The 25,004-nt window shown below is 73.4% G+C and carries 24 protein-coding genes; 17 read left to right on the top strand and 7 right to left on the bottom strand.

The window, feature by feature from the left end; genetic code table 11:
* Positions 1–63 precede the first annotated feature (63 nt).
* Entirely contained in the window at positions 64–1,314 is a 1,251-nt protein-coding gene (locus ACIQ9G_RS07905; RefSeq protein ID WP_403607447.1) for a PP2C family protein-serine/threonine phosphatase, read from the top strand.
* Positions 1,315–1,415: 101 nt separating this feature from the next.
* Here the strand turns inward: ACIQ9G_RS07905 and ACIQ9G_RS07910 are convergent, their stop codons facing one another.
* A complete protein-coding gene (locus ACIQ9G_RS07910) occupies positions 1,416–1,640 on the bottom strand; it encodes a hypothetical protein (RefSeq protein ID WP_403607448.1) in 225 nt (74 codons plus the stop codon).
* 292 nt (positions 1,641–1,932) lie between these two features.
* Here ACIQ9G_RS07910 and ACIQ9G_RS07915 point away from each other — a divergent pair, with 292 nt between their 5' ends.
* Both ACIQ9G_RS07915 and ACIQ9G_RS07920 read left to right on the top strand, forming a co-directional pair.
* Positions 1,933–5,187, top strand: coding sequence for an AfsR/SARP family transcriptional regulator (locus tag ACIQ9G_RS07915; protein WP_403607449.1), 3,255 nt, complete (start codon positions 1,933–1,935; stop codon positions 5,185–5,187).
* Between the two features lie 423 nt (positions 5,188–5,610).
* Complete coding sequence (locus tag ACIQ9G_RS07920) at positions 5,611–7,050, top strand: FAD-binding oxidoreductase (RefSeq protein ID WP_403607450.1); 1,440 nt, start codon at positions 5,611–5,613, stop codon at positions 7,048–7,050.
* Here the strand turns inward: ACIQ9G_RS07920 and ACIQ9G_RS07925 are convergent.
* On the bottom strand, positions 6,989–7,657 hold the full coding sequence (locus ACIQ9G_RS07925; RefSeq protein ID WP_403607451.1) for a TetR/AcrR family transcriptional regulator: 669 nt from the start codon (positions 7,655–7,657) through the stop codon (positions 6,989–6,991). The two genes, ACIQ9G_RS07920 and ACIQ9G_RS07925, sit on opposite strands and share 62 nt — an antisense overlap.
* A gap of 91 nt (positions 7,658–7,748) precedes the next feature.
* Here ACIQ9G_RS07925 and ACIQ9G_RS07930 point away from each other — a divergent pair, with 91 nt between their 5' ends.
* The 8 genes from ACIQ9G_RS07930 (at position 7,749) to ACIQ9G_RS07965 (ending at position 15,659) form a co-directional block, all read left to right on the top strand.
* Complete coding sequence (locus ACIQ9G_RS07930) at positions 7,749–8,423, top strand: class I SAM-dependent methyltransferase (protein WP_403607452.1); 675 nt, start codon at positions 7,749–7,751, stop codon at positions 8,421–8,423.
* Between the two features lie 156 nt (positions 8,424–8,579).
* The gene (locus ACIQ9G_RS07935) at positions 8,580–9,428 is read left to right on the top strand and encodes an STAS domain-containing protein (RefSeq protein WP_403607453.1); all 849 of its coding nucleotides are present in this window, start codon (positions 8,580–8,582) and stop codon (positions 9,426–9,428) included.
* Entirely contained in the window at positions 9,425–9,802 is a 378-nt protein-coding gene (locus ACIQ9G_RS07940) for an STAS domain-containing protein (RefSeq protein WP_403607454.1), read from the top strand. The genes ACIQ9G_RS07935 and ACIQ9G_RS07940 overlap by 4 nt, the downstream gene beginning before the upstream one ends.
* The gene (locus ACIQ9G_RS07945) at positions 9,799–10,218 is read left to right on the top strand and encodes an anti-sigma regulatory factor (protein ID WP_403607455.1); all 420 of its coding nucleotides are present in this window, start codon (positions 9,799–9,801) and stop codon (positions 10,216–10,218) included. The genes ACIQ9G_RS07940 and ACIQ9G_RS07945 overlap by 4 nt, the downstream gene beginning before the upstream one ends.
* Entirely contained in the window at positions 10,215–11,252 is a 1,038-nt protein-coding gene (locus ACIQ9G_RS07950) for an ATP-binding protein (protein WP_403607456.1), read from the top strand. Before ACIQ9G_RS07945 ends, ACIQ9G_RS07950 begins: the two co-directional genes overlap by 4 nt.
* On the top strand, positions 11,249–13,111 hold the full coding sequence (locus ACIQ9G_RS07955) for an ATP-binding protein (RefSeq protein WP_403607457.1): 1,863 nt from the start codon (positions 11,249–11,251) through the stop codon (positions 13,109–13,111). Before ACIQ9G_RS07950 ends, ACIQ9G_RS07955 begins: the two co-directional genes overlap by 4 nt.
* Positions 13,108–14,727 (top strand): SpoIIE family protein phosphatase, encoded by a 1,620-nt coding sequence (locus ACIQ9G_RS07960; RefSeq protein WP_403607458.1) that lies wholly within the window; start codon positions 13,108–13,110, stop codon positions 14,725–14,727. Before ACIQ9G_RS07955 ends, ACIQ9G_RS07960 begins: the two co-directional genes overlap by 4 nt.
* A gap of 194 nt (positions 14,728–14,921) precedes the next feature.
* The gene (locus tag ACIQ9G_RS07965) at positions 14,922–15,659 is read left to right on the top strand and encodes a flavodoxin family protein (RefSeq protein WP_403607459.1); all 738 of its coding nucleotides are present in this window, start codon (positions 14,922–14,924) and stop codon (positions 15,657–15,659) included.
* Positions 15,660–15,730: 71 nt separating this feature from the next.
* On the opposite strand, the gene ACIQ9G_RS07970 is transcribed toward ACIQ9G_RS07965, so the two are convergent.
* Together ACIQ9G_RS07970 and ACIQ9G_RS07975 are read right to left on the bottom strand one after the other, a co-directional pair.
* Positions 15,731–16,222, bottom strand: a complete 492-nt coding sequence (locus ACIQ9G_RS07970) for a peptidylprolyl isomerase (RefSeq protein ID WP_403607460.1) — start codon at positions 16,220–16,222, stop codon at positions 15,731–15,733.
* 103 nt (positions 16,223–16,325) lie between these two features.
* The gene (locus ACIQ9G_RS07975) at positions 16,326–16,682 is read right to left on the bottom strand and encodes a hypothetical protein (RefSeq protein ID WP_403607461.1); all 357 of its coding nucleotides are present in this window, start codon (positions 16,680–16,682) and stop codon (positions 16,326–16,328) included.
* 78 nt (positions 16,683–16,760) lie between these two features.
* Between ACIQ9G_RS07975 and ACIQ9G_RS07980 the strand changes: the two genes are divergently transcribed.
* Positions 16,761–17,111, top strand: a complete 351-nt coding sequence (locus tag ACIQ9G_RS07980; protein ID WP_403607462.1) for a hypothetical protein — start codon at positions 16,761–16,763, stop codon at positions 17,109–17,111.
* Positions 17,112–17,199: 88 nt separating this feature from the next.
* On the opposite strand, the gene ACIQ9G_RS07985 is transcribed toward ACIQ9G_RS07980, so the two are convergent.
* Positions 17,200–17,505, bottom strand: coding sequence for a hypothetical protein (locus ACIQ9G_RS07985; protein WP_403607463.1), 306 nt, complete (start codon positions 17,503–17,505; stop codon positions 17,200–17,202).
* A gap of 276 nt (positions 17,506–17,781) precedes the next feature.
* Here ACIQ9G_RS07985 and ACIQ9G_RS07990 point away from each other — a divergent pair, with 276 nt between their 5' ends.
* The 3 genes from ACIQ9G_RS07990 (at position 17,782) to ACIQ9G_RS08000 (ending at position 22,316) form a co-directional block, all read left to right on the top strand.
* Entirely contained in the window at positions 17,782–18,219 is a 438-nt protein-coding gene (locus tag ACIQ9G_RS07990) for a Fur family transcriptional regulator (protein WP_403607464.1), read from the top strand.
* Between the two features lie 33 nt (positions 18,220–18,252).
* Positions 18,253–20,475 (top strand): catalase/peroxidase HPI, encoded by a 2,223-nt coding sequence (gene katG / locus ACIQ9G_RS07995; RefSeq protein WP_403607465.1) that lies wholly within the window; start codon positions 18,253–18,255, stop codon positions 20,473–20,475.
* A 221-nt stretch (positions 20,476–20,696) separates the two neighbouring features.
* The gene (locus ACIQ9G_RS08000; protein WP_403607466.1) at positions 20,697–22,316 is read left to right on the top strand and encodes a sigma-70 family RNA polymerase sigma factor; all 1,620 of its coding nucleotides are present in this window, start codon (positions 20,697–20,699) and stop codon (positions 22,314–22,316) included.
* 167 nt (positions 22,317–22,483) lie between these two features.
* On the opposite strand, the gene ACIQ9G_RS08005 is transcribed toward ACIQ9G_RS08000, so the two are convergent.
* On the bottom strand, positions 22,484–22,801 hold the full coding sequence (locus ACIQ9G_RS08005) for a hypothetical protein (RefSeq protein ID WP_403607467.1): 318 nt from the start codon (positions 22,799–22,801) through the stop codon (positions 22,484–22,486).
* Entirely contained in the window at positions 22,798–23,175 is a 378-nt protein-coding gene (locus tag ACIQ9G_RS08010; protein ID WP_403607468.1) for a DUF4157 domain-containing protein, read from the bottom strand. Before ACIQ9G_RS08010 ends, ACIQ9G_RS08005 begins: the two co-directional genes overlap by 4 nt.
* Positions 23,176–23,502: 327 nt before the next feature.
* Here ACIQ9G_RS08010 and ACIQ9G_RS08015 point away from each other — a divergent pair, with 327 nt between their 5' ends.
* Together ACIQ9G_RS08015 and lexA are read left to right on the top strand one after the other, a co-directional pair.
* Positions 23,503–24,162, top strand: a complete 660-nt coding sequence (locus ACIQ9G_RS08015; RefSeq protein ID WP_403607469.1) for a YceI family protein — start codon at positions 23,503–23,505, stop codon at positions 24,160–24,162.
* A gap of 162 nt (positions 24,163–24,324) precedes the next feature.
* Positions 24,325–24,996, top strand: a complete 672-nt coding sequence (lexA, locus tag ACIQ9G_RS08020) for a transcriptional repressor LexA (protein WP_403607470.1) — start codon at positions 24,325–24,327, stop codon at positions 24,994–24,996.
* Positions 24,997–25,004: the final 8 nt, after the last annotated feature.

Consider the following 25,004-nt stretch of genomic DNA (forward strand, 5'->3'; position numbering starts at 1 on the left):
CGGTATCCGGCGGCCGGCCCTAGATTGGGCAGAGTCGGCGATGACGGCGGGACGGGAAAGACGATGGCACCGCAGGTCGATCATGCCGCGCTGTTCGCGGCCACCCCCAGCCCCTACCTGGTCCTCGGCCCCGACCTGGTGATCGTCGATGTGAACGACGCCTACCTGGAGGTGACCGGGCGGACCCGCGAGGAGCTGATCGGCCAGCACCTCTTCACGGCGTTCCCCGACAACCCCGCCGACCCCGAGGCCGACGGCGTGCGCAACCTCGACGCCTCCCTGCACCGGGTGCTCAGCACCCGCCGTGCGGACACCATGGCGCTGCAGAAGTACGACATCCCGGTGTCCGGCCGGCCCGACATGTTCGAGGAACGCTGGTGGTCCCCGGTGAACACACCCGTCCTCGGCCCCGACGGCCAGGTGGCGTGGATCATCCACCGGGTGGAGGACGTGACCGCGTACATCAAGGCCCACCGGGCCACCCACCCCGGTCTGCGGCTGGGCGTCCACCTGGAAGAAGCCCAGGCGCTGGAGGCCGAACTGTACGCGCGGGCACGGGAGCTGCAGCGGCTGAACGAGGAGCTGCGGCGGGCCCACGCCCGCGAACGCGAGGTCGCGGTCACGCTCCAGGAGGCCATGCTGCACGCCCCCGACCTGGCCCACCACAAGCACGACGTCGCGGTGCGCTACCTGCCCGCCACCGGCTCGCTGAACATCTGCGGCGACTGGTACGACGTCGTCGACATCCCGCCGGACCGGCTCGCCCTGGCCGTCGGCGACGTCATCGGCCACGGTCTCGAGGCCGCCGCCGTCATGGGCATGCTCCGCAGCGCCCTGTCCGCCGCCATCCGGGCGCAGGAGCGCCCCGCGCAGGCGCTGGAGGTGCTCGGCCTGTACGCGCGGTCGGTCGAGGGGGCCCTCGGCACCACCGCGGTCAAGGCGATGGTCGACACCCGCAGCTGTCTGATCACCTACAGCACCGCCGGACATCCGCCGGCCATCCTCGCCCACCCGTACGGCGGCTACGAGCTGCTCGACCAGGCCACCGACCCGCCCCTGGGCACCCGCCCGCAGCACGTCCCGCGCTCCCAGGCCAGCGTCCACTACAAGCGCGGCGACACCCTGGTGCTCTACACCGACGGCCTCATCGAACGCCGCAACGAGGACATCGACGAAGGTCTGCGCCGGCTGGCCGACGCGGTCACCGACTGCGCCCGGCTCGGCACCGAGCAGCTCGCCGACACCCTGCTGGCCCGGCTCGGCGTCGCCAGCGGGGGCCGCGACGACATCGCCCTGATCGTCGTCAGGCTCTGATCGGTCCGCGGGCTCCGGTCTGTCCGCGGGCTCCGATCGGTCGTACGCCCTGATCGGTCCGGGGCTCCGATCGGTCCGCGCGCGCCGATCGCCCCTCCGGGTCAGCCGTAGGGGCACTCCCACACGCCAGGCCCGCCGCCCCGCCACTCGATCCGCCGCGACTGCGTGACGTAGGCCCGGTCGGCCTCCTCGATCCCGGCCCGCCGCAGGAAGTCGACCACGTCCAGCGGCCCGTACGCCATGCCGAAGAAGTGGTCGCCCACCCGGACCCGCCGTCCGCCGTCCTCGGCGGGCGGGTACACGACCACGGGCGGTCCAGGAGGCATGACCCCAGCATGATCCGAGCCGGTCGCGGCTGCATCCGCAGACCGCCGCCGCACCGAAGCAAGGTGTGTGGGTTGCAGATCGGGCCCCCACCCGCCCCCTGGCTCTGCTCCACGGGAAACCAACGCCGGGGGGCGACCTCCGAGCCCCGCGCCCTTCCCGCGCCCGCCCTTCGCCCCTCACCAGGCCTTCCGTGCTCCCAGCGCGCCCAGCGCTCTTCGCCCTCACCAGGCTCCCCGCACTCCCCGCGGGACCCGCCACCGGCCGGGCGGTAGCCTGCTCGTGAGGACAACCATGGCCGATGAGGTACGCATCCGGCTCCTCGGCGGATTCGCGGTGGCGGTCGGGGACCGCCCGGTGGCCGCCGGGGCGTGGCGGCTGCGCAAGGCCCGCGGCCTGCTGAAGCTGCTGTGCCTGGCACCGGGTCACCGGATGCACCGCGAGAAGCTGTACGACCTCCTGTGGCCCGACCTCGACCCGTCGTCCGCGTCGAACAACCTGCATCAGGTGCTGCACGCCGCGCGCCGTGCGCTGGCCTCCGCGGGGACCCCCGGAGACGTCCTGGTCCTCCGGGACGACCTGGTGCTGCTCGGCCCGGACGGCGGGGTGCGCGTCGACCTCGACGAGCTCGACGAGGCGGTCCGGCGGACCGCGGACGACGGCACCGCGGCACGGTACCGGGCCGCGCTCGCCCTGGCCGAACCCGGACTGCTCCCCGAGGACCCGTACGAGCCCTGGACCGACGAGGCGGCCGCCGCGCTCGAGACCCGGCGCACCGCGTTGAGACTGGGCCTGGCCGAGGCGCTGCGGCGCGAGGACCGCCCGGCCGAGGCCGTCGACGTCCTGCGGGTGCTGGTCGCCGAGGACCCCCTGCACGAACCCGCGGGGCGCGCCCTGATGGGGGCCCTGGCCGACGCCGGACGGCGCCGCGACGCGCTGGCCGCCTACGAGCGGCTGCGGGACGCGCTGCGCCGCGACACGGGCGCCGATCCCGATCCCCGGACGCGCAGCCTCTACCGCGCGCTGCTGGCCGACTCCGTCGAGGTGGAGGCGGAGCGGCCCGGCGCCGCCGACACCGGGGAGGAACGGCGGGACGCGCCCCGGCACAACCTGCCGGAGCAGCCGACCGCCCTCATCGGCCGGGAGCGCGAGACGGCCGAGGTGGAGGCGCTGCTCGGGCACCGCGGGCTGCTCACCCTGACCGGGGCGGGCGGATGCGGCAAGACCCGGCTCGCGCTCGCCGTGGCGGCCCGCCGGACAGGTGCCCACCGGGACGGGGTGTGGTTCGTCGACCTCGCCGCACTCACCGAAGCGCACCTCGTACCTGACGCGGTCGCCGCGGTGCTGGGGCTCCAGCTCCCGCACTCCGCCGACGCCCGGGAAGCACTGGTCGCCCAACTCGCCGGCCGGGAGCTGCTGCTGGTGCTGGACAACTGCGAGCACCTGGTCGACGCCTGCGCCGCCCTGGTCTCCGCGATCATCGCCCGCTGCCCGCGGGTCGCCGTGCTCGCGACCAGCCGGGAGCCGCTGCGCAGCTACGGGGAGCGCTGCTTCCGGGTGCCGTCCCTGAGCCTGCCGGACCCCCGCCGGCTGCCGCCCGTGCCGGAACTGGGCCGCTTCGCCTCCGTACGGCTGTTCGTGGAGCGGGCCGCCGACGCCGCCCCCGGATTCCGGCTGAGGCCGGACAACGCCGCCGCCGTGGCGCAGATCTGCTTCCGGCTCGACGGCATGCCGCTGGCCCTGGAACTGGCGGCGGCCCGGGTGCGCCTGCTGGCCCCGCGCCAGATCGCCGAACGGCTCGACGACGCCCTGGCCCTCCTCGGCCGGGGCAGCCGGCACGGCGTCACCCGGCAGGAGACGCTGCTGGCGACCCTGGAATGGAGCCACCGGCTGCTGGACGAGGAGGAGCGGCGCCTGTTCCGCCGGCTCGCCGTCTTCACGGGCGGCTTCTCGCTGGCCGCCGCCGAACAGGTGTGCGCCGACGACACCGCGCGTGCCACGGTCCTCGACCTCCTCGGCCGACTGGCCGACAAGTCCCTGGTGACGGTCGAGCCCCACCCGGACGAGGCCCGCTACCGCCTGCTGGAGACGATCCGGCAGTACGCGGCCGAGCGCCTGCGGGCCGCCGGGGAACTGCCGGCCACCGAGGCGCGCCACCGGCGCTTCTACCTGGAACTGGCCCTGGCCCGCGACCACGAGCCCCCCACCGGGATCTCCGGGGCGCCCTCACTGGAGCTGGAGGCCGACTACGGCAACCTCCGCGCCGCGTTGCGCTCGCTGCTGCGCACCGACCCGGACGGCGCGCTGCGCCTGGCGGTCGCGCTGCGGCTGTTCTGGTCCGAACGCGGGCGTCTGGCGGAGGGGCGGCGCTGGCTGGACGACGCGCTGGCCGCGGCCCCGCGGCCCACGCCGCAGCGCGCCCGGGCGCTGATGGGGCAGGGCGTGCTGGCGATCCGCCTCGGGGACGGGTCCGCCCTGGAGGACATCGGCGCGCAGATCGTCGCGATCCACCAGCGGCGGGACGACCCGGCGGCCCTCGCGTACGCCCACTTCCAGCAGGCCGTCCTGCTGTGGATGCGCGGCGGCTGGGACCGGGCCCGGACGGCGCTCGACCGGGCCCGGAAGCTCGCCCGGGAGGCGGGCGACCCCGCCGTGCTCGCCGTCGTCGCCCACCACGAGGGCGTCTGGGCCGTCTGCCGCGGCGAGGCGGCGGCGGCCCGCGCGGCCTGCGCGGAGAGCCTGCGGCTCCTCGACGGGGCCGGGGAGGGGCGGGCGCCCTTCTTCCCGGTCATGACTCCGGGTTACGTGGTGGAGGAGGACGAGTCGGAGCGGCTCGTGTCGCTGTTCTTCGAGGAGACGGTGCTCGGGGGCCGCACGGTCGGCACGGCCCGGGCCCGTGGTTACGTGCTGTCCACGCTCGCCTGGGCGGCCCGGCTGGACGCCGATCCGGCCGGCGCCCGGGCGGCCGCCGAACGCGGCGCCGACTGCTTCAGAGCGCTCGCCGACCCGCACGGCGAGTCCCTGACCCTGAACGCCCTCGGCAACATCTGCCGCGCCCACGGCGACTTCGGCGCGGCCCGCGAGTACCTCGACGCCGCCCTGGCGCTCCGGCGCCGCCTCGGCGACCGCCGGGAGGAGGGCATCACCCTCGGCTGCCTCGGCCTGCTCCGGCTGGCCGAGGGGGACACCACCGGCGCTCGGTCCGCCGTCGCCCGCGCCCTCGCCGGGTTCGAGGAGACCGACGACATCCCGGGCGCCACCAACAGCCTGCTGCACCTCGGACTGGTGGCCCGGGCGGCGGGAGACGCGGAGGAGGCCCGTGCCCTGCTGACCCGGGCCCGGAGCCTGGAGCAGGTCGCCGGGTCGCCCTGCGCAGCCGGCTGGGTCGCGCTCATGCTGGCGCGGCTGGAGTGGCAGGCGGGGGACCGTGACGCCGCCCGGGTGTCGGCCGCCCGGGCCGAGGACCTCTTCGCCCGCCTCGGCGACTCCCGCGGCCAGGCCGCCCTGAGCCGCGCACTGCCCCGCCCGCAGAAGGCGACGGCCGAGTGAACGCCGGGCTCGGCCGCGCAGAAGCGGCGAGCGAGCGCCGTGCGGGCCCGCAGCGCGCCTGCCGGATGCGCGCCGGGCCATGCTCACGGAGAGCGCCGAGCGCGCGCCGGCCGCGGGCGGGGAACGCCGGGTTGAACCGGATTGTTCGGCCGCGGGCGTGGGAGGGCGGCCGAGCGCGCGCCGGCCGCAGGCGCGAACCGGCGGTCCGGGTCGGGTTCGGCCGCGGGCGTGGGAGGCCGGCCGAGTGGGGTCCTGCCGCGGGCGGAGAAAGGCGGCCGACCCGGGCCCGGCCACGGGCGCGACGCGGTCACCGAGCCGACGCCGGCCCGACCGCCCCGCAAAGCGGCTGCTGAGTGAGTGCTAAGAGACGCTCCCTACGGTCCTTGGTGTCGAAGCGGAACACTCACCACCGAGGAGCCGGCCATGTCGATCGACACCGCGAGGGGCGTCCTGGGGGACGCCACCATCAACGAGCTGGAGGCGGGCCTGCGCGGCACGGTCGTCCGCCCGGGAGACGCCTCCTACGACCAGGCCCGCGCGGTCTGGAACGCGACCCACGACAAGCACCCGGCCCTCGTCGTGCGCTGCGCCGGGACCGCGGACGTGATCCGCGCCGTGGAGTTCGCCCGCAGCCAGGACCTGCCCGTCGCGGTGCGCGGCGGCGCCCACAGCATCGCCGGGTTCTCCACCTGCGACGACGGCGTCGTCATCGACCTCTCGCCGATGAAGGGCGTGGCCGTCGACCCCGTACGGCGCCGGGTGGCCGCCCAGGGCGGCGTGACCTGGGGCGACCTCGACCACGAGACGCAGGTCTTCGGCCTCGCCGTGACCGGTGGCCTGGTGTCGTCGACCGGCATAGCGGGCTTCACGCTCGGCGGCGGGGTGGGCTGGCTGCTGCGCCGCCACGGCCTGGCCAGCGACAACCTGACGGCGGCCGAGGTGGTCACCGCCGACGGCCGCGTGGTGCGCGCCGACGCGCGGGAGCACCCGGACCTGTTCTGGGCCCTGCGGGGCGGCGGCGGCAACTTCGGCGTCGTCACCTCGCTGGAGTACGCGCTGCACCCCGTCGGGCCGCAGATCCTGGGCGGCCTCGTCTTCTACCCCGCCGCGCAGGCCCGGCAGGTCGTCACCCGCTGGCGCGAACTGACCGCGCACGCGCCCGACGACCTGACGACGATGCTGGTCATGACCACCGCGCCCCCGCTGCCGTTCCTCCCGGAGGAGGTCCACGGCACCCGGGTCGTGGTGCTGGCCGGCATGTACGCCGGCACCCCGGCGGACGGCGAGGAGGCCGTGGCCCCGCTGCGGGCCCTGGGCACCCCGATCGCCGACCTGATGGGCCCGATGCCGTACCTGGGCATGCAGACCCTGCTGGACCCGATGTGGACGGCCGGCGCCCACAACTACTTCACCTCGGCGTTCATCGAGCCGTCCGACGCGGCGATCGACGCGGTGCTGCGGCACCACGCGGCCACGCCGACGCCCTTCAGCGAGGTGCACCTGCACCAGCTGGGCGGCGCCTTCGCCCGCGTACCCGCGGAGGCCACGGCGTTCAGCCAGCGCGAGGCGAGCGTGCTGTGCAACGTGATCGCGCGCTCCCCGGACGCGACGGACTTCGACGCGCACGTCGCCTGGGCGCGCGGGGCCCGCGCGGACATCGCCCGCCACGGCCACGGCGCCATGTACGTCAACTTCACCGGGGACGCCGCGCAGGACAAGGTGCGCGCCTCCTACCCCGGCGCGGTGTACGAACGGCTCGTCCGGGTCAAGGACGCCTACGACCCCACGAACCTGTTCCACCTCAACCAGAACATCCGCCCGTCGGCGCCTCACGCAGCAGCGAGCGCAGTGCCAGCCGGGTGAGGTCGGCCTCCAGGACGTCCTGGTCCGGTGCCACCGCGGCACGGAAGGACCGGCCGGCGAGCAGGGAGATCAGCCACCAGGCCGCGGCCTCCGGCTCGATGTCGTCGCGGATGTCGCCCGCCCGCTGGCCGCGCCGCAGCAGCTCGCCGAGCGCGGCGGCGAAGTGCTGGTGGATGTCGCGCGCGGCCTCGTGGAGGGCGGGGTCGTGCGCGAGGGCGGCCGCGTCGGCGAAGAGGAAGCCGTGGGCGCCGGGCCGGTGGAAGTCGTCCATGTGGGCCGGGTCGAGGAACGCCGCCAGGACCTCCGGAACGGGCCGCCCCGCGTCGGCGGCCTCGGTGAGCCGTTCGGTCACCGAGGCCGCCGCGTGGTCGAGGGTCGCCCGGTAGAGCGCGGACTTGGAGCCGAAGTTCTGGAAGACCACCGGTTCGGTGACCCCGACCCTGCGGGCGATGTCGGAGACCTTGCCGCGCTGGTAGCCGGTCTCGGAGAAGACCTCGGTGGCGGCGGCCAGGATCGATGCCCGGCGCTCGGCCGCCGGCATGCGCGTGCGCGGTGTCCTCCGGCTGCCGCCGGCGGTCGCGGGGGTGGGGGCGTCGGACTCGGTCACGCCGACATCGTATGCGGGCCTTGTCTCTTTTCTTAGTCGGGACTAAGTTAGGGCCGCACTTAGTCCCGACTAAGTTAGGGAGTGACGCCTCATGTCTCTCGGACGACTCATGCAGGGCAAGCCCCACGCGGACACCCCGGGCGTGACGATCGGGTCCGCCCGGGCCTACGAGCTGTGCGCCGAGGTCTGCTTCGGCGGCAGGCGGCGGCGTGCCTTCACCGAACTGGCCGCCCTCAGCGGCGCGCGGCCCGGCGACCGGGTCCTGGACGTCGGATGCGGCACCGGATACCTGACCCGGCGCATGGCGGCGCGGACCGGGCCGGAGGGGGAGGTCACCGGCGTCGACCCGTCGCCGACCGTCCTCGCCCACGCCCGCCGCAAGGGCGGTGGCGGACGGGACGCGGCGCCGTGCGTGTACCGGGAGGGCATCGCGGAGGCGCTCGACCTGCCGGACGCCTCCTTCGACACCGTCGTGACCAGCCTCATGCTGCACCACCTGCCGGAGGACCTGCGGCCGAAGGCACTGCGTGAGATGCGTCGCGTGCTGCGGCCCGGCGGACGCCTGCTGGTCGTGGAGTTCCGGCCGCCCCGCAGCGGCGTCGGCCGCCATCTGGTCCTGGCCGGACTCGGGCACGCCATGGCGCACCACCGCGTCGACCTGCTCGAGCGGCTCGTCGAGGATCAGGGCTTCGACGTGCGGGCGAGCGGCGACGTGCACCCCTGGCTCCGCTATGTACAGGCCGGCCGCCCGGAGGCCGGGGAGTAGCGCCCGCCCAGTGGGCAGCCGGGGGCGTCCGGGGGAGGGGAAGGCGGGGGAGCCGCACGCCGGCCCGGCCGCGCCCCCGCGGCGTCACGTCGTACAGCCGTCCGTTTGCCGTATGGTCTGCATGGCATATTCAATCAAGTGTTTGATGGGGTGGACGTGGCGACTGACAGCAACACGAAACTGCTGGTCGAGACACTGACCGCGCAGCGTGACACGTTCCTCGGCCAGTGGACCAGGAACGTCGGCGAGGCGCTGCAGGGCCGGCTGAGCGTCGCCGAGCTGAACCGTGAACTGGGCGAACTGTACGAGGCCGTCCTCCAGGGCCTGCTGGCGGGCGGGCTGACCGGCCGGGGCGACGCCTTCGGCGAGGTGCGCAGCCTGCTGATCGAGCTCTCCCGGAACCGGGCCCGCCAGGGCTTCACCCCCACCGAGACCGCGCGCAGCGTGCTCGCCCTCAAGGAGGTGCTGGAGCCGACCCTCGCGGACGACCACGAGGGCGCCCGGGTGTACCTGCAGTTCGCCCGCCTGCTGGACGACCTGAGCCTGCTCACCACGGAGGCGTACGTCCGGACCCGCGAGGAGATCATCTCCTCGCAGGCCGAGCAGCTCCTGGAGCTCTCCACGCCCGTGGTGAAGCTGTGGGACGGCGTCGTGGGCGTGCCCCTGGTGGGCACGCTGGACTCCGCGCGCACCCAGGTGGTCATGGAGAAGCTGCTGCAGACCCTGGTCGACAGCGACTCGACCCACGCCATCATCGACATCACCGGCGTGCCGACCGTGGACACCCAGGTCGCCCAGCACCTGCTGAAGACCGTCGTCGCCGCTCGCATGATGGGTGCGCAGTGCACCATCTCGGGCATCCGGCCGCAGATCGCCCAGACCATCGTGGCCCTCGGCATCGAGTTCGGTGACATCCCCACCAACGCCTCGCTGTCCGAGGCGCTGCGCCAGGCGCTGAACGAAGTCGCCCGCGACGGCGCCGACGATGTGCGGGGTCTGCTGTGACCAACCGCGTCCCCGTTCTCAAGATCGGCGACATCCTGCTGGTCTCCATCCAGACGGACCTGGAGGACCAGATGGTGATGGACCTCCAGGACGACCTGTCCCGCCGCATCGTCGACACCGGCGCCAAAGGCGTCGTCATCGACATCTCCGCCCTGGAGATCGTCGACTCCTTCGTCGGGCGGATGCTGGCCACCAACGCCTCCATCTCGCGCCTGCTCGGCGCGGAGACGATCGTCGTAGGCATGCGGCCCGCCGTCGCGATGACGCTCGTCGAACTCGGCCTCTCACTGAAGGGCGTCCGCACCGCGCTCAACCTCGAGCGCGGTCTGTGGCTCCTGCGGCGTCTCACCGCGGACACCGCGGGCCGCGCATGAAGGACTACGGCGCGACGAGCACCACAGCGGAAGCGGTGCCCGTCGCCGGCAGCGGCGACGTGGTCACGGCACGGCAGATGGTGCGCACCCTCGCCCAGCGCAGCGGCCTGTCGCTGGTCCACCAGACGAAACTCGTCACGGCCGCCAGCGAACTCGGCCGCAACATGCTGATCTACGGGGGCGGCGGTGTGGTGCGCGCGGCCGTCGTCGACGACGCGGGCCGGCCCGGCATCTTCGTGGAGTTCCAGGACCAGGGGCCGGGTATACCGGACGTCGAGCTGGCGCTCACCGACGGCTGGACGTCCGGCAACGGCATGGGACTCGGTCTCAGCGGCGCCAAGCGGCTCGTCGACGAGTTCCACATCGAGTCGGGACCCGGGGGCACCACGGTGCGCATTGTGAAGTGGGGACGGTGAACGCGACCCTCGTCACCGAGGCCGGCGATGTGCGCTGGCTGCGCTCGGACGTCGCCCTCGCGGCGTCCGCGCGCCGCCAGGCCGGGCAGTTCGCCCGGGGCATCTGCCTGTCCGAGGAGCGCGTCGCCCGGGTCGAACTGTGCGTCACGGAGATGGCGACGAACCTCCTCAAGCACGCCGAGGACGGCGCCATCGTCCTGCGCGTGGTCCGCTCCCGCGACCGTGCCGCCGTGGAGTGTCTGTCCGTCGACAGCGGCCCCGGCATCGACGACATCCACTGCGCCCTGCGCGACGGGACGTCCGGCTCCGGCAGCCTGGGCATCGGCCTCGGCGCCATCGGACGTCTGGCCGACGCCTTCGGCGTGCACTCCCTGCGCGGCCGCGGCACGGTCGTGCTCGCACGCTTCTGGGCCGGCGGCCGGGCACCTGACCCGAACCCGGTGGAGACCGGAGGCCTGACCCGGCCGATCGGCGGCGAGCAGGTGTGCGGCGACACCTGGGCCGTACGCACCGCCGCCGGGGACTCCTCCGACACCCTCCTGCTGCTCATGTGCGACGGTCTCGGCCACGGACCGCTCGCCGCCCGGGTCGGGGACCTGGCCAGGGCCGCGTTCCGCGACAGCCGTGGAACCGAACCCGCCGCCGTGCTGCAGGACATCCACCAGGCGCTGCGCGGGAGCCGCGGCGCGGCCGTGGCGATCGCCCTCGTCGACCTCGTCCGGCACCGCGTGGAGCTGTGCGGCGTCGGCAACATCACCGCGCTGGTCGCCGGCCGGGACGGGCGCAGCGGGCTGCTGTCCATGCCGGGCATCGTCGGCAGCCACCTGCCGCGCCTGCGCACCTTCGACGCGGGCCTCCCGCCCGGCGCCGCGCTGGTCATGCACTCCGACGGCCTCAGCGACCGCTGGAAGCCCGCCGACTTCCCCGGCCTGCTCGCCCAGGACCCTTCACTGGTCGCCGCGCAGATCCTGAACCAGGCCGCCGTACGCCGCGACGACGCGGGCATCGTCGTGGCCGTGCACAGGCAGCCGTGAACGCCGAACCGTCCGCCCGGGAACTGATCACCATCGCACTGCGGGAAGCACGCGACGTGGTCACCCTGCGCCGCTGCTGCCAGTCCGCGTGCCGGGCCGTGGGCCTGACGGGTGCCCCCCTGGTCCGCCTGGCCACCGTGGTCAGCGAGGCCGGGGAACAACTGCTCGGCGCACCCGGGCTGACCGCGCGGCTCTCCCTCGAAGGCACCGACGCCGTGGCGCTCTCCGCCTGCTTCCACTGGCGCGGCCCCCTCCGGCCGCCGTCCACGCTGCTGACCGCGGCCACCCGGCTGCTCGACGACTGCCGCCTGCTCTCCGCGGACGGCCACCGCCACGAACTGGTCCTCGCCCAGCACGCTCCCGCCTCCGGGCCGTCGACCGCCGAACTCGCCGACGCGGTACGCGCCCGACTCGCCGGGGCCGACGGAGCGGCGGACCTGATCGACACCCTGCACACACAGAACCACCAGCTCCTCGTCGCCCTGGAGGAATCGCAGTCCCAGCAGGAGGAACTGCAGCGCCTGAACGCCGAACTGGAGGAGACCAACACGGGCGTGCTGGCGCTGTACTCCGAACTGGCCGCCGAACTGGAGGAGACCAACAGCGGCGTCGTCGCGCTCTACGCGGAACTGGAGGACAAGACACGGCAGCTGGAACTCGCGGGCGAGTACCGGACCCGCTTCTGGGCCAACGTCAGCCACGAACTCCGCTCGCCGGTGAACTCCGTCATCGCGCTGGCCCGGCTGCTGCTCGGTCCCGGCGCGGACCCGCTGACGGCCGAGCAGCGCCGGCAGGTCGCCCTCGTCCAGACCTCGGGCAGCACCCTCCTGGCCCTGGTGGACGAGCTGCTCGACGTCGCCAAGGCCGAGTCCGGCCGGCTGGAGCCGCACCCGGTCGACACCGACCTGCGGACGCTGCTGCACCAGTTGCGGGGCACCCTCCAGGGCACCGCACGACCCGGGGTGACCCTCGACATCCCCGACCACGCCCAGCTGCACCCCCTGTGCACCGACGAGGTCATGCTGACCCGCGTCCTGCGCAACGTCCTGTCCAACGCGCTGAAGTTCACCGCCGAGGGCTCGGTCGCGCTGGACGTCGAGGAGCGGGAGCACGACGACGGCGCCCGCTTCGTCTTCCGGATCCAGGACACCGGAGTGGGCATCCCGGCCGACGACCTGGAGCGCGTCTTCGAGGAGTTCTACCAGGTCCGCGGACCGCATCAGCGCGGCCGGGCCGGCACCGGCCTCGGACTGCCCTACGCCCGCCGGCTGACCGAACTGATCGGCGGCACGCTCACCCTCGACAGCGAGATCGGCCGCGGCACCCGCGTCACCGTCGAGATCCCCGCCCACCTCCCGCAGCCCGCGCCCGACGCCGAGGGCACCGGGCCCGCGCGGACGGAACCGGGGCAGGAGAACCGTCCCCCGGCCCCGCTCTGGCGGTCCGTCGTGGTCGTCGACGACGACGAGGCGTTCCTGGCCGGCCTCCGCCCGCTCCTCGACCGGCTCGCCGGGTCCGTCACCGTCCTCACCGACAGCGGCCGCGCCGTCGCGACCGTCGCGCGGGAGCAGCCCGACGCCGTCCTCCTCGACCTCAACATGCCCGGCCCCGACGGATACGAGGTCCAGCGGCTGCTGGCCGGGGAGCCGGCGACCCACGCCGTTCCCGTCGTGGTCCTCACCGCGCTCGACCCCGCCGACGTGGACCACGCGCGGCTCGCCCACGCCCGGGCGGTCCTGAACAAGTCCCGCCTCACGGCCGCCGGCCTCGCCGCCGCCGTGGACTCCCCGCCGGCACCACCCGTCCGGCAGTCCGACACCGCCCCACCACCCACGCCGCCCAGGCCCGAGGAAAGATGACCCAGCGACCCGACAAGGACCACCGTCCGGCACACATCCTCGTCGTCGACGACGACCCGACCAACCGCTACGTCATGGCGACCACCCTGCGGCGGGCCGGGCACGAGGTCACCGAGGCCGAGGACGGCACGCGCGCGCTCGAACTGCTCGACCGCCCGGACGGGTTGCCCGAGATCGCCATCGTCGACGTACGGCTGCCGGACATGACGGGATTCGAGGTGTGCGAGCACATCAAGGGCAACCCGGCCACCGCCGCCGTCCCGGTGATCAACATCTCCGCGTCGGCCATCACCGTCAACGACCGGGCGCAGGGCCTGTACCGGGGCGCGGACGCCTACCTCGTCGAGCCGACCGCACCCGACGAGCTGCTCGCCACCGTCACCGCGACCCTGCGCTACACCCGGGCCCGCCGCCGCGCCGAACTCCTCGCGGAGCGGCTGCACCTGCTCAACCGCGCCACCCTCGCCCTGTACAGCGCCGCGGACACGCACGAACTGGTGCGGGTGACGGCCCAGGGGGCGGCGGCCATCTTCCGCTGCGAGGTGGCCGCCGTACTCACCACCCCACAGGGCACCACTCTCGTCGCCCACACCTGGCACGACGACGCCACCGCGCACCCCGCCGAGCCGCAGGTCCATCCGATGCCGGCCTGGAATCCGCTGCCCCGGCGCGAGCAGATCGGCGCGCGGGTCGTGCACACCGCCCACCCCCCGCTGCCGTGCCTGCCGCCCGGCCTGGAGGACCCGGCCCGCCGCCGCACCGTCGTCGGCCGGGCCAAGCCCGAGCGGCCGCCGGTCGTCATCGTCACGCCCGCGGACGCCGTCACCACCGCGGACGACGACGAACTGCTCGTCCAGCTCACCCAGGCCGCCGCGCTCGCGCTGGAGGCGCTGCGAAGCTACAGCGAGGAGCACGCCCTCGCGCTCACCCTCCAGCGGAGCTTCCTTCCCGAGAGCCTGCCGGAGACGGCCCGCGCGGACCTAGCCGTCCGCTATCTGCCGGCGAGCGAGCACACCGAGATCGGCGGCGACTTCTACGAGGCGATCAGCACGCCCGCCGGCCTCGTCGTGGCCGTGGGCGACGTCGCGGGGCACTCGCTGGACGCGGCGATGGTGATGGGGCAGGTACGGCACGCGCTGCGGGCGTACGCCGCGGAGGGGCATCCGCCCGAGGTCGTCCTCTCCCGGCTCGACCACCTGCTCACCGCCGTGGAGCCCGGCGCCACCGTGACCCTGTGCGTCATGCTGATCGAGTTCGGCTCGGACACCATCCACGTGGCGAACGCCGGTCACCTCCCGCCCCTCCTGCGCGATCCGGACGGCACGATCTCCTACGTGACCGAGCACGGACCCCTGCTCGGGCTCGGCCTGACCCACCCGCCCGCGCGGCGGATCACCGCGGCACCGGGAACCCTCGTCCTGCTGGTCACGGACGGACTCATCGAACGCCGCCACGAGGACCTCCAGCGGTCCCTGGACTCGCTCGCCGCGGTCGTGGGCGAGACCTCCGGCGACCCCGAGGAGACCTGTGCCGAGCTGCTCGACCGCCTGCCCCCGGACGGACGCGACGACGTGGCCCTGCTGGCGGTACGCCTCAACCCGGTGCTCCCGGCCTGACCGGCCCCGGGCCGCGGCCACTGTCCACACACTGCCCGCACACCGCACCGCCGCGTCGGCCGGCGCCGCTTCGGCTGTCGGGGTGGTTGTCGCCGGCCGGCGGCGCCGCGGCGGCCACGACGGGTGGACGGCCAGCACCATGGGGGTCCCGCGCCACCGTGACCGGCACGGTGGGACGATCTCCAGGAGGGCTCGTGACCGCCCAGCCACCGACCGCCGAGGTCCCGCCCGCGCACTACGACGACCTGCGGGCCCTCGTCTTCAACTGCACGCTCAAGCGGTCGCCCGAGCGCAGCCACACCCAGGGGCTCATCGACCGCTGCACCGGCATCATGGCGGCGGAGGGGGTCCACGTCGACGTGGTGCGCGCGGTGGACGAGGACATCGCCACCGGTGTGTGGCCGGACATGACCGAACACGGCTGGCGGACCGACGCCTGGCCGGACCTGTACGAGAAGGTGCTGGCCGCCGACATCCTGGTGCTGGCCGGGCCGATCTGGCTGGGCGACAACAGCTCGGTGACCAAGCGGGTGATCGAGCGTCTCTACGCCTGTTCCAGCCTGCTCAACGACGCGGGGCAGTACGCCTACTACGGGCGGGTGGGCGGCTGCCTGATCACGGGCAACGAGGACGGCGTCAAGCACTGCGCCATGAACGTGCTCTACAGCCTCCAGCACCTCGGCTACACCATTCCGCCGCAGGCCGACGCGGGGTGGATCGGCGAGGCGGGCCCCGGCCCGTCCTACCTCGACCCGGGCTCGGGCGGCCCGGAGAACGACTTCACCAACCGCAACACCACGTTCATGACGTGGAACCTGCTGCACCTGGCCCGGATGCTCAAGGACGCCGGCGGCATCCCCGCCTACGGAAACCAGCGCAGCGCCTGGGACGCCGGCTGCCGTCACGACTTCGAGAACCCCGAACACCGCTAGCCGGCGGTGTCACGGCCTGTGGGGGCCCGTCGCGGTGCTGGGCCGGGAGCCCAGCACCGGGGGCGGTGACGTCAGACGGTCCCGCTGGCCGCGATGGTGACCTTCGCCTTGGGCGTGCCGCTCTGGCTGCCGAGGCCCTCGATCTTGTCGACGATGTCCTGACCCTCGACGACCTCGCCGAAGACGACGTGCTTGCCGTCGAGCCAGTTCGTCACGACGGTGGTGACGAAGAACTGCGAGCCGTTGGTGTTCCGGCCCGCGTTCGCCATGCTCAGCAGGTACGGACGGTCGTGCTTGAGGTTGAAGTTCTCGTCCGCGAACTTCTCGCCGTAGATGCTCTTGCCGCCGGTACCGTCACCCCGGGTGAAGTCACCGCCCTGCAGCATGAAGCTGGGGATGACCCGGTGGAACGTCGAACCGGCGTAACCGAAGCCGTGCTCGCCGGTGGCCAGCTCACGGAAGTTCTTGGCGGTCTTGGGCACCGCGTCGTCGAAGAGGCGGAACACGATCCGCCCGGCGGGCTCGTCGTTGATGGTGATGTCGAAATACACGTTGTCGCTCATGGTGATCAATCTAGCGCTACTTCGCCCCTCGTCCGGTCATGGGCCGGCGTGAGACATCGCACGAAGAAGTGATCACGTGTTCGAATAATGCGAGAGGGGGTGACTACTCCTCGTCCTCGCCGGCCATGACGTCCAGTACGTCGACGAGGTGGGCGTCCAACGGGTCACCGAGTTCGTCGGTCCGCGCGAAGAGCCGGTTCAGCGCCCCCAGCGGATACAGGAAGTCCCCGTCCCGGAAGTGCGGCCGGCCCAGGTGGGGGGTGTCGCCCACCTCCAGCACGCCCGGCTCGAACATCCGCTCAGGGGCGCGGCCCTCGGAGGTGAACGGGTCGTAGTGCCAGCGCGCGTCCGGGAAGTCGCAGCGGATCACCTCGCCGACGTACCAGACCGTGCCCTGCACGAACTCCCCCGAGCGCGCCGCGGCGATCTCCTCCGGACCGGAGAACCTCTGCCGCACCAAGTCCCCGGCTCGCCCGGGCGGGGCCGAAGCGCGTTCCCACCCGGGACCACCCGCGCCCGACTCACTTAGGCTGCGCACATGGAGCAGCGAGAGAGCATGCAGCGGGTCGTCGGCATCCTCACCGAGGCGCTCGAGATGCGCCGCCAGGTCCGCGAGAATCCCGACGCCACCATCCGGCAGACCGGGGCGGTCGCCTCGCTCCTGGAGGAGATGCTGCCCCGTATCCAGTTGCCCGCCGACGCGAGCGCCCGCGAGGTCGCGGACATCGTCACCCAGGAACTGGGCCCGGCCATCGTGCAGATCGCCTCCTGCTTCGCCTTCGCCTTCGTCCAGCTCGCCGAGGTCCACGACGCCGGACGCACCGACGTCTCCGCCGCCGACGTCCTGCGCTCCATCTCCCTGCACTTCCACCAGCGGGCCGACGGATAGCGCCCGGCCGGTCCCGCGAGGCGCCGCCGGGCGCGTGCGTGCGGCGACGGCGGAGCCGCCGTTCCGTCAGGCGGGCGCCGGGCCGCGCTCACAACGGGCCACGTACCACCGCAGGGCCAGTGAGCAGGCCCGGGCCGACGTCCAAGGCCGCCCCCTCGGCGCAGCGGAACCCGGTGCCGGTGACGGTGAGCCGCGTCCCCGGCGGGCCGGAGTCGGCCGGTAAGGAGAGGCGCGGGTCGGGTCGCGGCGCCCCGACGACCTCGAAGGCGGCGCGGGCGCCGCCTGTGTCCATGGCGGTGCAGCGCGCCGTCATCTCGTACCACCCCGGGGCCGCGTCCTCCGGCACCACGGCGGTGTGCGTGAAGCGTCCGCCGTCGTCGGCCGTGAGGCTCACCGCCTCCTGGCCCCGCACGGAGAACGTCAGCGGCCCCGCAGCCCCCGGTCCCGCACCCCGTCGACAGACCTCATGGCACGCCCCCCTCCGCACCCGCACGGCCCTCTTCCGGTCGTGTCCCCCGGGCTCACCCCGTCCGACGAACCGGCGCGCCCGGTCGTTTCCGGACGCGGGGGGCGCATGGAGGTGAATCTCCGAGTGCGTGGGACACGAAGGCTAAACTTGCATGCCTCGCTTTCTTGTGTCGTTCGTGTTTAGGGAGGTAGGTTCGGCCCCATGACCGAATCCCGGAATCCGACCACCGCAGAAGCCTTGCGCGGGGCCGGCCTGCGGGTGACGGCCGCCCGTGTCGCGCTGCTGGAGACCGTCCGGGCGGGTGACCACCTCGGCGTCGAGGCGATCGCCTCCGGAGTGCGCGACCGTGTGGGCCATGTCTCCCTCCAAGCCGTGTACGAGGCCCTCCACGCGCTCACCGCCGCGGGACTCGTGCGCCGTATCGAGCCGGCCGGCAGCCCGGCCCGGTTCGAGGGGCGTGTGGGGGACAACCACCACCATGTCGTGTGCCGGACGTGCGGCGTCGTCGCCGACGTCGACTGCGCGGTCGACGAGGCGCCCTGCCTGACCGCGTCCGACGACCACGGCTTTTCCATAGACGAGGCCGAGGTCATCTACTGGGGCCTGTGCCCCGCCTGTTCCACCGCGCGCAGTTCCTGAGCTTTGTGATCCGCCCAGTTCGGAAGGATTCCCATGTCTGAGAACCACGATGCAATCGTCACGGACGCGAAGGCGGAGGGCGGAGGTGGCTGCCCGGTCGCGCACGGGCGCGCCCCCCATCCGACGCAGGGCGGCGGCAACCGGCAGTGGTGGCCGGAGCGGCTCAACCTGAAGATCCTTGCGAAGAACCCCGCCGTGGCCAACCCCCTCGGCGAGAAGTTCGACTACGCCGCCGCCTTCCAGTCCCTCGACCTCCCGGCGGTGAAGCGGGACATCGCGGAGGTGCTGACCACCTCGCAGGACTGGTGGCCCGCCGACTTCGGCAACTACGGCCCGCTCATCATCCGGATGGCCTGGCACAGCGCCGGCACCTACCGGATCAGCGACGGCCGCGGCGGCGCCGGCGCCGGCCAGCAGCGCTTCGCCCCGCTCAACAGCTGGCCCGACAACGCCAACCTCGACAAGGCCCGCCGCCTGCTGTGGCCGGTCAAGAAGAAGTACGGCCAGAACATCTCCTGGGCCGACCTGATGGTCCTCGCCGGCAACGTGGCCCTGGAGTCGATGGGCTTCGAGACCTTCGGCTTCGGCGGTGGCCGCGAGGACGTCTGGGAGCCCGAGGAGGACGTGTACTGGGGCCCGGAGACCACCTGGCTCGACGACCAGCGCTACACCGGCGACCGCGAGCTGGAGAACCCGCTCGGCGCGGTCCAGATGGGCCTCATCTACGTCAACCCGGAGGGCCCCAACGGCAACCCGGACCCGATCGCCGCGGCCCGCGACATCCGCGAGACGTTCCGCCGGATGGCCATGAACGACGAGGAGACCGTCGCGCTGATCGCGGGCGGCCACACCTTCGGCAAGACCCACGGAGCGGGCCCCGCGGAGAGCGTCGGCGACGACCCCGAGGCCGCCTCGCTGGAGGAGCAGGGCCTGGGCTGGAGGAGCACGTACGGCACCGGCAAGGGCGGTGACGCCATCACCTCCGGCCTGGAGGTCACCTGGACCAACACGCCCACCCGCTGGGACAACAGCTTCTTCGAGATCCTCTTCGGCTACGAGTGGGAGCTCACCAAGAGCCCGGCCGGCGCCCACCAGTGGAAGCCGAAGGACGGCGCGGGCGAGGGCACCGTACCCGCCGCCCACGACCCGTCGAAGAAGATCGCCCCGGCGATGCTCACCACCGACCTGTCGCTGCGCTTCGACCCGATCTACGAGCCGATCTCCCGCCGCTTCCTGGAGAACCCGGACCAGTTCGCGGACGCGTTCGCGCGGGCCTGGTACAAGCTGACCCACCGCGACATGGGCCCGAAGTCGCTGTACCTCGGCCCCGAGGTCCCGCAGGAGACCCTGCTGTGGCAGGACCCGCTGCCGGAGGCTGCGGGCGAGGTCATCGGCGCCGAGGACGTCGCGGCCCTCAAGGCCAAGCTCCTCGACTCGGGCCTGAGTGTCTCGCAGCTTGTCACCACCGCGTGGGCGTCGGCCTCGACCTTCCGCGGCAGCGACAAGCGGGGCGGCGCCAACGGCGCCCGCATCCGCCTGGAGCCGCAGAGCGGCTGGGAGGTCAACAACCCCGACGAGCTCGCGACGGTGCTGCGCACCCTGGAAGGCGTTCAGCGCGAGTTCAACTCCGGCGCCAGGAAGGTCTCCCTGGCCGACCTGATCGTCCTCGGCGGCGCGGCCGCCGTCGAGAAGGCCGCCAAGGACGCCGGGTACGACGTCGAGGTGCCGTTCACCCCGGGCCGCGTCGACGCGACCGAGGAGCACACCGAGGTGGAGTCGTTCGCCGCGCTGGAGCCGACCGCCGACGGGTTCCGCAACTACCAGGGCAAGAGCAACCGCCTCCCGGCCGAGTACCTGCTGCTCGACAGGGCGAACCTGCTGACCCTCTCCGCCCCCGAGCTGACGGTCCTCGTCGGCGGCCTGCGCGTCCTGGGCGCGACCCACGACCAGTCGAAGCTCGGCGTCCTCACCGACACCCCGGGCCGGCTGACCAACGACTTCTTCGTCAACCTGCTCGACCTGGGCACGACGTGGAAGTCGACGTCCGAGGACCAGAACACCTTCGAGGGCCGCGACGCCGCCACGGGTGAGGTCAAGTGGACCGGCACCCGGGCCGACCTCGTCTTCGGCTCGAACTCCGAGCTGCGCGCCCTCGCCGAGGTCTACGCGAGCGACGACGCGAAGGAGAAGTTCGTGAAGGACTTCGTCGCCGCCTGGGACAAGGTCATGAACCTCGACCGGTTCGACCTCGTCTGATCCGACCGCACGCACCACATCCGGGCCGGCCCCCACGGGCCGGCCCGGACCCGTGTCCGCCCCCGTGCCGGCCCACGGTGTGACCGTCTTCATTGCGGTCGCGGCCCCCTGCGGTGAACCTCTCGCAGAACGAATGTCCGAGGAACTGTTATCCGGGACCCCCTCGGCGGTCTCCCAGGTATCGGACAGCACCGTTCGGCGTCGAGGACAGGGAAGCTTGCATGAGTACACAGGACAGGGCCGAGCTCGCGGCACTGGTGACCGCCGCCCGGGCCGGCGACCCGGAGGCTCAGGACGCCCTGGTGGCCGCGCACCTGCCGCTCGTCTACAACATCGTGGGGCGGGCCCTCAACGGCTCGGTGGACGTGGACGACGTGGTGCAGGACACCATGCTCCGCGCCCTGGACTCGCTCGGTGGCCTGCGTGCTCCCGAGAGCTTCCGCTCCTGGCTCGTGGCGATCGCGATGAACCAGGTCCGGACCCACTGGCAGGACCGGCAGGCCACGCCGGGCGCCGTGGAGGAGGCCGCGGAACTCGCGGACCCGGGCGCCGACTTCGTGGACCTGACCCTGGTCCGGCTCCAGCTGTCCGGCCAGCGCCAGGAGACCGCCCGGGCGACCCGCTGGCTCGAACCCGACGACCGGGGACTGTTGTCCCTGTGGTGGCTGGAGTGCGCCGGTGAACTGACCCGGCCGGAGGTGGCCGAGGCCCTGGAGCTCTCCCCCCAGCACACGGCGGTCCGGGTGCAGCGGATGAAGGCGCAGCTGGAGGCCGCCCGCGTGGTCGTACGGGCGCTCGACGCCCAGCCGCCGTGCGAGGAACTGCGGACCGTGGTGGCGACCTGGGACGGCCGGCCCTCGGCGCTGTGGCGCAAGCGCATAGCCCGGCACGCCCGCGGCTGCGCGCGCTGCTCCGGCCTGTGGAGCGGGCTGATGCCCGCGGAGGGCCTGCTGGCCGGCCTGGCGCTGGTGGCGGCGTCGCCCGCGCTGCTCGCCAAGGTGCGCGCCGCCTCCGGACCGGCCGCGGCCGGCTCGGCCACCCCGCTCGACGCGGCCGGAACGCGCGGCGGGCCGGCGGCGCACGCGTTCACGGCCGCGCGGTCCGCCGGGCGCGGCGCGGCCCGCCGGCGCCGGCGCGTGCGGCGCCGCGCCATCGGGGGCGCCCTGGTCGCGGCCTGCGTGGCCGGCGGCGGCCTGTGGTACTTCGGCATGCAGCCCGACGGCGAGAGCGGGCGGGCGACGCGGACCGCCGACGCCTCCGTCGCCGACCTCTCCGCGACCGGCACCCCGAGCGCGAGCGCGCCGTCGGCCTCACCGTCCCCGTCTCCCTCACCGTCCAAGTCGAAGAAGCCGAAGGCCTCCCGCAGCCCCCGCCCGAGCACGAGCAGACCGGCCCCGAGGGCATCGGTCCGGCCGAGCCGTACGCCGTCCACCGCACCGCGTACGCAGGCGGCCCCTTCCGGCACGGCCGCGCAGGTGATCGCGCTGGTCAACAAGGAGCGAGCGGCCGCCGGCTGCGGCCCGCTGGCGGAGGACCCGCAACTGCGCGACGCCGCTCAGGCCCACTCCGACGACATGGCCGCCCGCGGCTTCTTCGACCACACCAACCCGGACGGCGCCGGGCCCGGCGAACGCATCACCGCCGCCGGTTACCGCTGGTCCACCTACGGGGAGAACATCGCCCAGGGCCAGCAGACCCCGGAGTCGGTGATGAACTCCTGGATGAACAGCCCCGGCCATCGGGCCAACATCCTCAACTGCGCCTTCAAGGACATCGGCGTGGGCATCCACAAGGGGTCCGGCGGGCCGTGGTGGACCCAGGACTTCGGCGCCAAGCAGTAACGGTCCGGCGCCGGGTGTCGAGGCGCCCGCCGTGTCGACGCGGCCCCGTGGGTGAGCTGCCGGCCGAACTCGACGTCGACGTGACCGGACCCGGCTGCCGTCCGTGAACGGCAGCGTCCAGGTGCGCGACCCGTCCCCCCCGGACGGCGCCACGCCGGTCGCCGTGGCTACGGAACGCTCATCGCCGGGGCTTCGGGCCGCGTGCCCGAGGGGACCGCGTCGGTTCCGGGAACGGTGTCGGCGGCGGGAACGGTGTCGGGCGCGGTGCCGGTGCGGGCGGCACGGTCCGGGGCGGGCGTGTCCCGCGGCAGCATCTCCTCCAGGACCTGGATCGCCCCGCTGACCCGCAGCAGCCCCTCCCGGGTGGCCGCCTCCTCCCGCAGGATGTTCTGCAACTGCCGCCGGCCACGCTCGTAGTCCCGCCTCAGCTCATCGAGGCGTTCCCGCATCCGGCCCGGCATCTCCGGCGTCGGCTGATGGCTCATCGCTCATACTCCTCGTCACTGAGGGCGGCGACACCTCCGCCGCCCCCCGCCTTCGCGGCGCACGCGACTGTCGGCCCCCCGCGCGCCTGCTGCACGGTGTGCGCCAGCTCGTGCGCCACCAGGGAAGCGCCCTCCGGCTCACCGGGCCGGTACTGCCCGGAGCCGAAGGCCACGTCCTGCCCGACCGTGACGGCCCGCGCCCCCAGCCGGTCGGCCGCGACCGCGGCCTCGGGCCCGGTGTGCACGCGCACCGCACCGAGATCGGCCCCGAGCCGCTCCTCCATCTCGCGCCGCACGGACGCCTCCAGCGGCCGCCCCGCCCCGGGACGCGCTTCTCGCGGGGCGCTGTCGAACATCGGGGCACCCCTGTCCATGTTCGAAAAGTCCACTTGCGCCTCTTTCGGGCTAGTACGGTCTGCGGGCGCGTGGCACACCGAGAGAAAACCCGGCATTCCACGAGGAATCCGCCGTCGCGGCTTTCCGGCGGTGGGCGCGCCGGGCGCGCCCACCGTGCGCCGCCTGCGCCGCCGGTGAACCCGGCCTCGACCTGTCGGTCCACGTTATGGAGATCGGGTGACGGTTGTGCGGTCGTCGGGCGTGAACTTGCGTCAGGTGAATCGGGAGGTCAGGGTGGGCGGATGCCGATGCGCCGGACGCGCAGGGGCTTGCGACGAATTCCCGGAGCAGTAGATAGTTGGATCATGAATTTGTTCAACCGTGTAGCGCCCTCACGCCGTTCGGCGGCTTCCCCCGCGCCCGAATTCGGGGATGCCCGGCCGAATTCCACCGGTACGGTCCTCGCCGATCCGGCGCTGGCCGCGCTGACCGGAGAGTGGATGATCGACCCGGCCCACAGCGCGATCGGTTTCTCGGTCCGTCACGCGATGGTGAGTACGGTCCGCGGGTATTTCGCCGAATACCGGAGCAGCCTCTTCTTCGACGGCCGTAATCCGGCCCGATCGCGGGCGGAGATCGTGATCTCCACGGCCAGCGTGCGCACCGGTGTGGAGCAGCGCGACGTCCACTTGATGGGCCGTGACTTCCTGGACGTCAGGGCCTACCCGCAGATGCGCTTCACCAGTACGGCCGTCCAGCTCGCGGAGGCCGACGTCTACCGCATGACCGGCGACCTCACCATCAAGAAGGTCACCCGGCCCGTCGTGCTGGACCTCACCTACATCGGGCACGTGACCGACCCCTTCGGCTACGAGCGGGTCGGCTTCGACGGCACGACCACCGTCAACCGCACCGAATGGGGCCTGACGTACGACAGCAGGCTGGCCGAGGGCGGCGCCATGGTCAGTGAGAAGGTGCGCCTGCAGTTCGACATCGCCGCCATCCGCGCCGACCCCTCGGCCTGACCTCGGGCTCGGCGCGGCGGGGGCAGAACGGCAGGCACCGGACGGCTGCCCCCAGTCCCGGCACACCGGCGTGAGCCGCGCCCCCAGCACCCCGCCATTCCCAGGACCGGGGGACGCGGGTTATTGTCGCGCTCTGCGAGATCTTGTACGGAGGTGCCCGGGATGGACAACAGCGCGCCCGCACGCCGGGGCCGCCCACCGGGCCCCCGCCCTGCCGACGGCGGGCTCACCAGCCGCCAGCGGGACATCGTGGACTTCATCACCACGACGGTCGAGCGACAGGGCTACCCACCCTCGATGCGGGAGATCGGCGAGGCGGTACGGCTCGCCAGCACCTCCTCCGTCGCCCATCAGCTGATGGCGCTGGAACGCAAGGGCGTCCTCTACCGCGACCCGCACCGCCCCCGCGCCTACCGAGTGCGGCACGCCGGGGCGCCCGTCCCGGGGCAGACGGGCGAGCCGCCCGTCCAGGTACCGCTGCTGGGCCGTATCGCCGCCGGCGCGCCCCTGCTGGCCCAGGAGATGATCGAGGACGTCTACTGCATGCCGCGGCAGATCGTGGGGGAGGGCGACCTGTTCGCCCTGACGGTCACCGGCGACAGCATGGCCGACGCGGCGATCCGCGACGGCGACATCGTGACCGTGCGGCGCCAGGACAGCGCCGACCACGGCGACATCGTCGCCGCGCTCCTGGAGGACGAGGCCACCGTCAAGCAACTCCGCCGCCAGGACGGAGAGGTGTGGCTCATGCCGCGCAACCCCGCCTACGAGCCGATCCCCGGTGACCAGGCGCAGATCCTCGGCAAGGTCGTGGGCGTCCTGCGCGTGCTGTGAGGACGGCC

Origin of the sequence: Streptomyces sp. NPDC096152, from assembly GCF_044763235.1 — a bacterium.
Lineage (GTDB): Bacteria > Actinomycetota > Actinomycetes > Streptomycetales > Streptomycetaceae > Streptomyces.

What these genes read in the sequence shown, in the direction of transcription:
- ACIQ9G_RS07990 (WP_403607464.1), top strand. Translation starts at nt 17,782, where the DNA reads ATGACCGAATCCCGGAATCCGACCACCGCAGAAGCCTTGCGCGGGGCC.
- ACIQ9G_RS07980 (WP_403607462.1), top strand. Translation starts at nt 16,761, where the DNA reads ATGGAGCAGCGAGAGAGCATGCAGCGGGTCGTCGGCATCCTCACCGAG.
- ACIQ9G_RS08005 (WP_403607467.1), bottom strand. Translation starts at nt 22,801, where the DNA reads ATGAGCCATCAGCCGACGCCGGAGATGCCGGGCCGGATGCGGGAACGC.
- ACIQ9G_RS07970 (WP_403607460.1), bottom strand. Translation starts at nt 16,222, where the DNA reads ATGAGCGACAACGTGTATTTCGACATCACCATCAACGACGAGCCCGCC.
- lexA (WP_403607470.1), top strand. Translation starts at nt 24,325, where the DNA reads ATGGACAACAGCGCGCCCGCACGCCGGGGCCGCCCACCGGGCCCCCGC.
- ACIQ9G_RS07915 (WP_403607449.1), top strand. Translation starts at nt 1,933, where the DNA reads ATGGCCGATGAGGTACGCATCCGGCTCCTCGGCGGATTCGCGGTGGCG.
- ACIQ9G_RS07930 (WP_403607452.1), top strand. Translation starts at nt 7,749, where the DNA reads ATGTCTCTCGGACGACTCATGCAGGGCAAGCCCCACGCGGACACCCCG.
- ACIQ9G_RS07960 (WP_403607458.1), top strand. Translation starts at nt 13,108, where the DNA reads ATGACCCAGCGACCCGACAAGGACCACCGTCCGGCACACATCCTCGTC.
- ACIQ9G_RS07920 (WP_403607450.1), top strand. Translation starts at nt 5,611, where the DNA reads ATGTCGATCGACACCGCGAGGGGCGTCCTGGGGGACGCCACCATCAAC.
- ACIQ9G_RS07945 (WP_403607455.1), top strand. Translation starts at nt 9,799, where the DNA reads ATGAAGGACTACGGCGCGACGAGCACCACAGCGGAAGCGGTGCCCGTC.
- ACIQ9G_RS08000 (WP_403607466.1), top strand. Translation starts at nt 20,697, where the DNA reads ATGAGTACACAGGACAGGGCCGAGCTCGCGGCACTGGTGACCGCCGCC.
- ACIQ9G_RS07905 (WP_403607447.1), top strand. Translation starts at nt 64, where the DNA reads ATGGCACCGCAGGTCGATCATGCCGCGCTGTTCGCGGCCACCCCCAGC.
- katG (WP_403607465.1), top strand. Translation starts at nt 18,253, where the DNA reads ATGTCTGAGAACCACGATGCAATCGTCACGGACGCGAAGGCGGAGGGC.
- ACIQ9G_RS08015 (WP_403607469.1), top strand. Translation starts at nt 23,503, where the DNA reads ATGAATTTGTTCAACCGTGTAGCGCCCTCACGCCGTTCGGCGGCTTCC.
- ACIQ9G_RS08010 (WP_403607468.1), bottom strand. Translation starts at nt 23,175, where the DNA reads ATGGACAGGGGTGCCCCGATGTTCGACAGCGCCCCGCGAGAAGCGCGT.
- ACIQ9G_RS07910 (WP_403607448.1), bottom strand. Translation starts at nt 1,640, where the DNA reads ATGCCTCCTGGACCGCCCGTGGTCGTGTACCCGCCCGCCGAGGACGGC.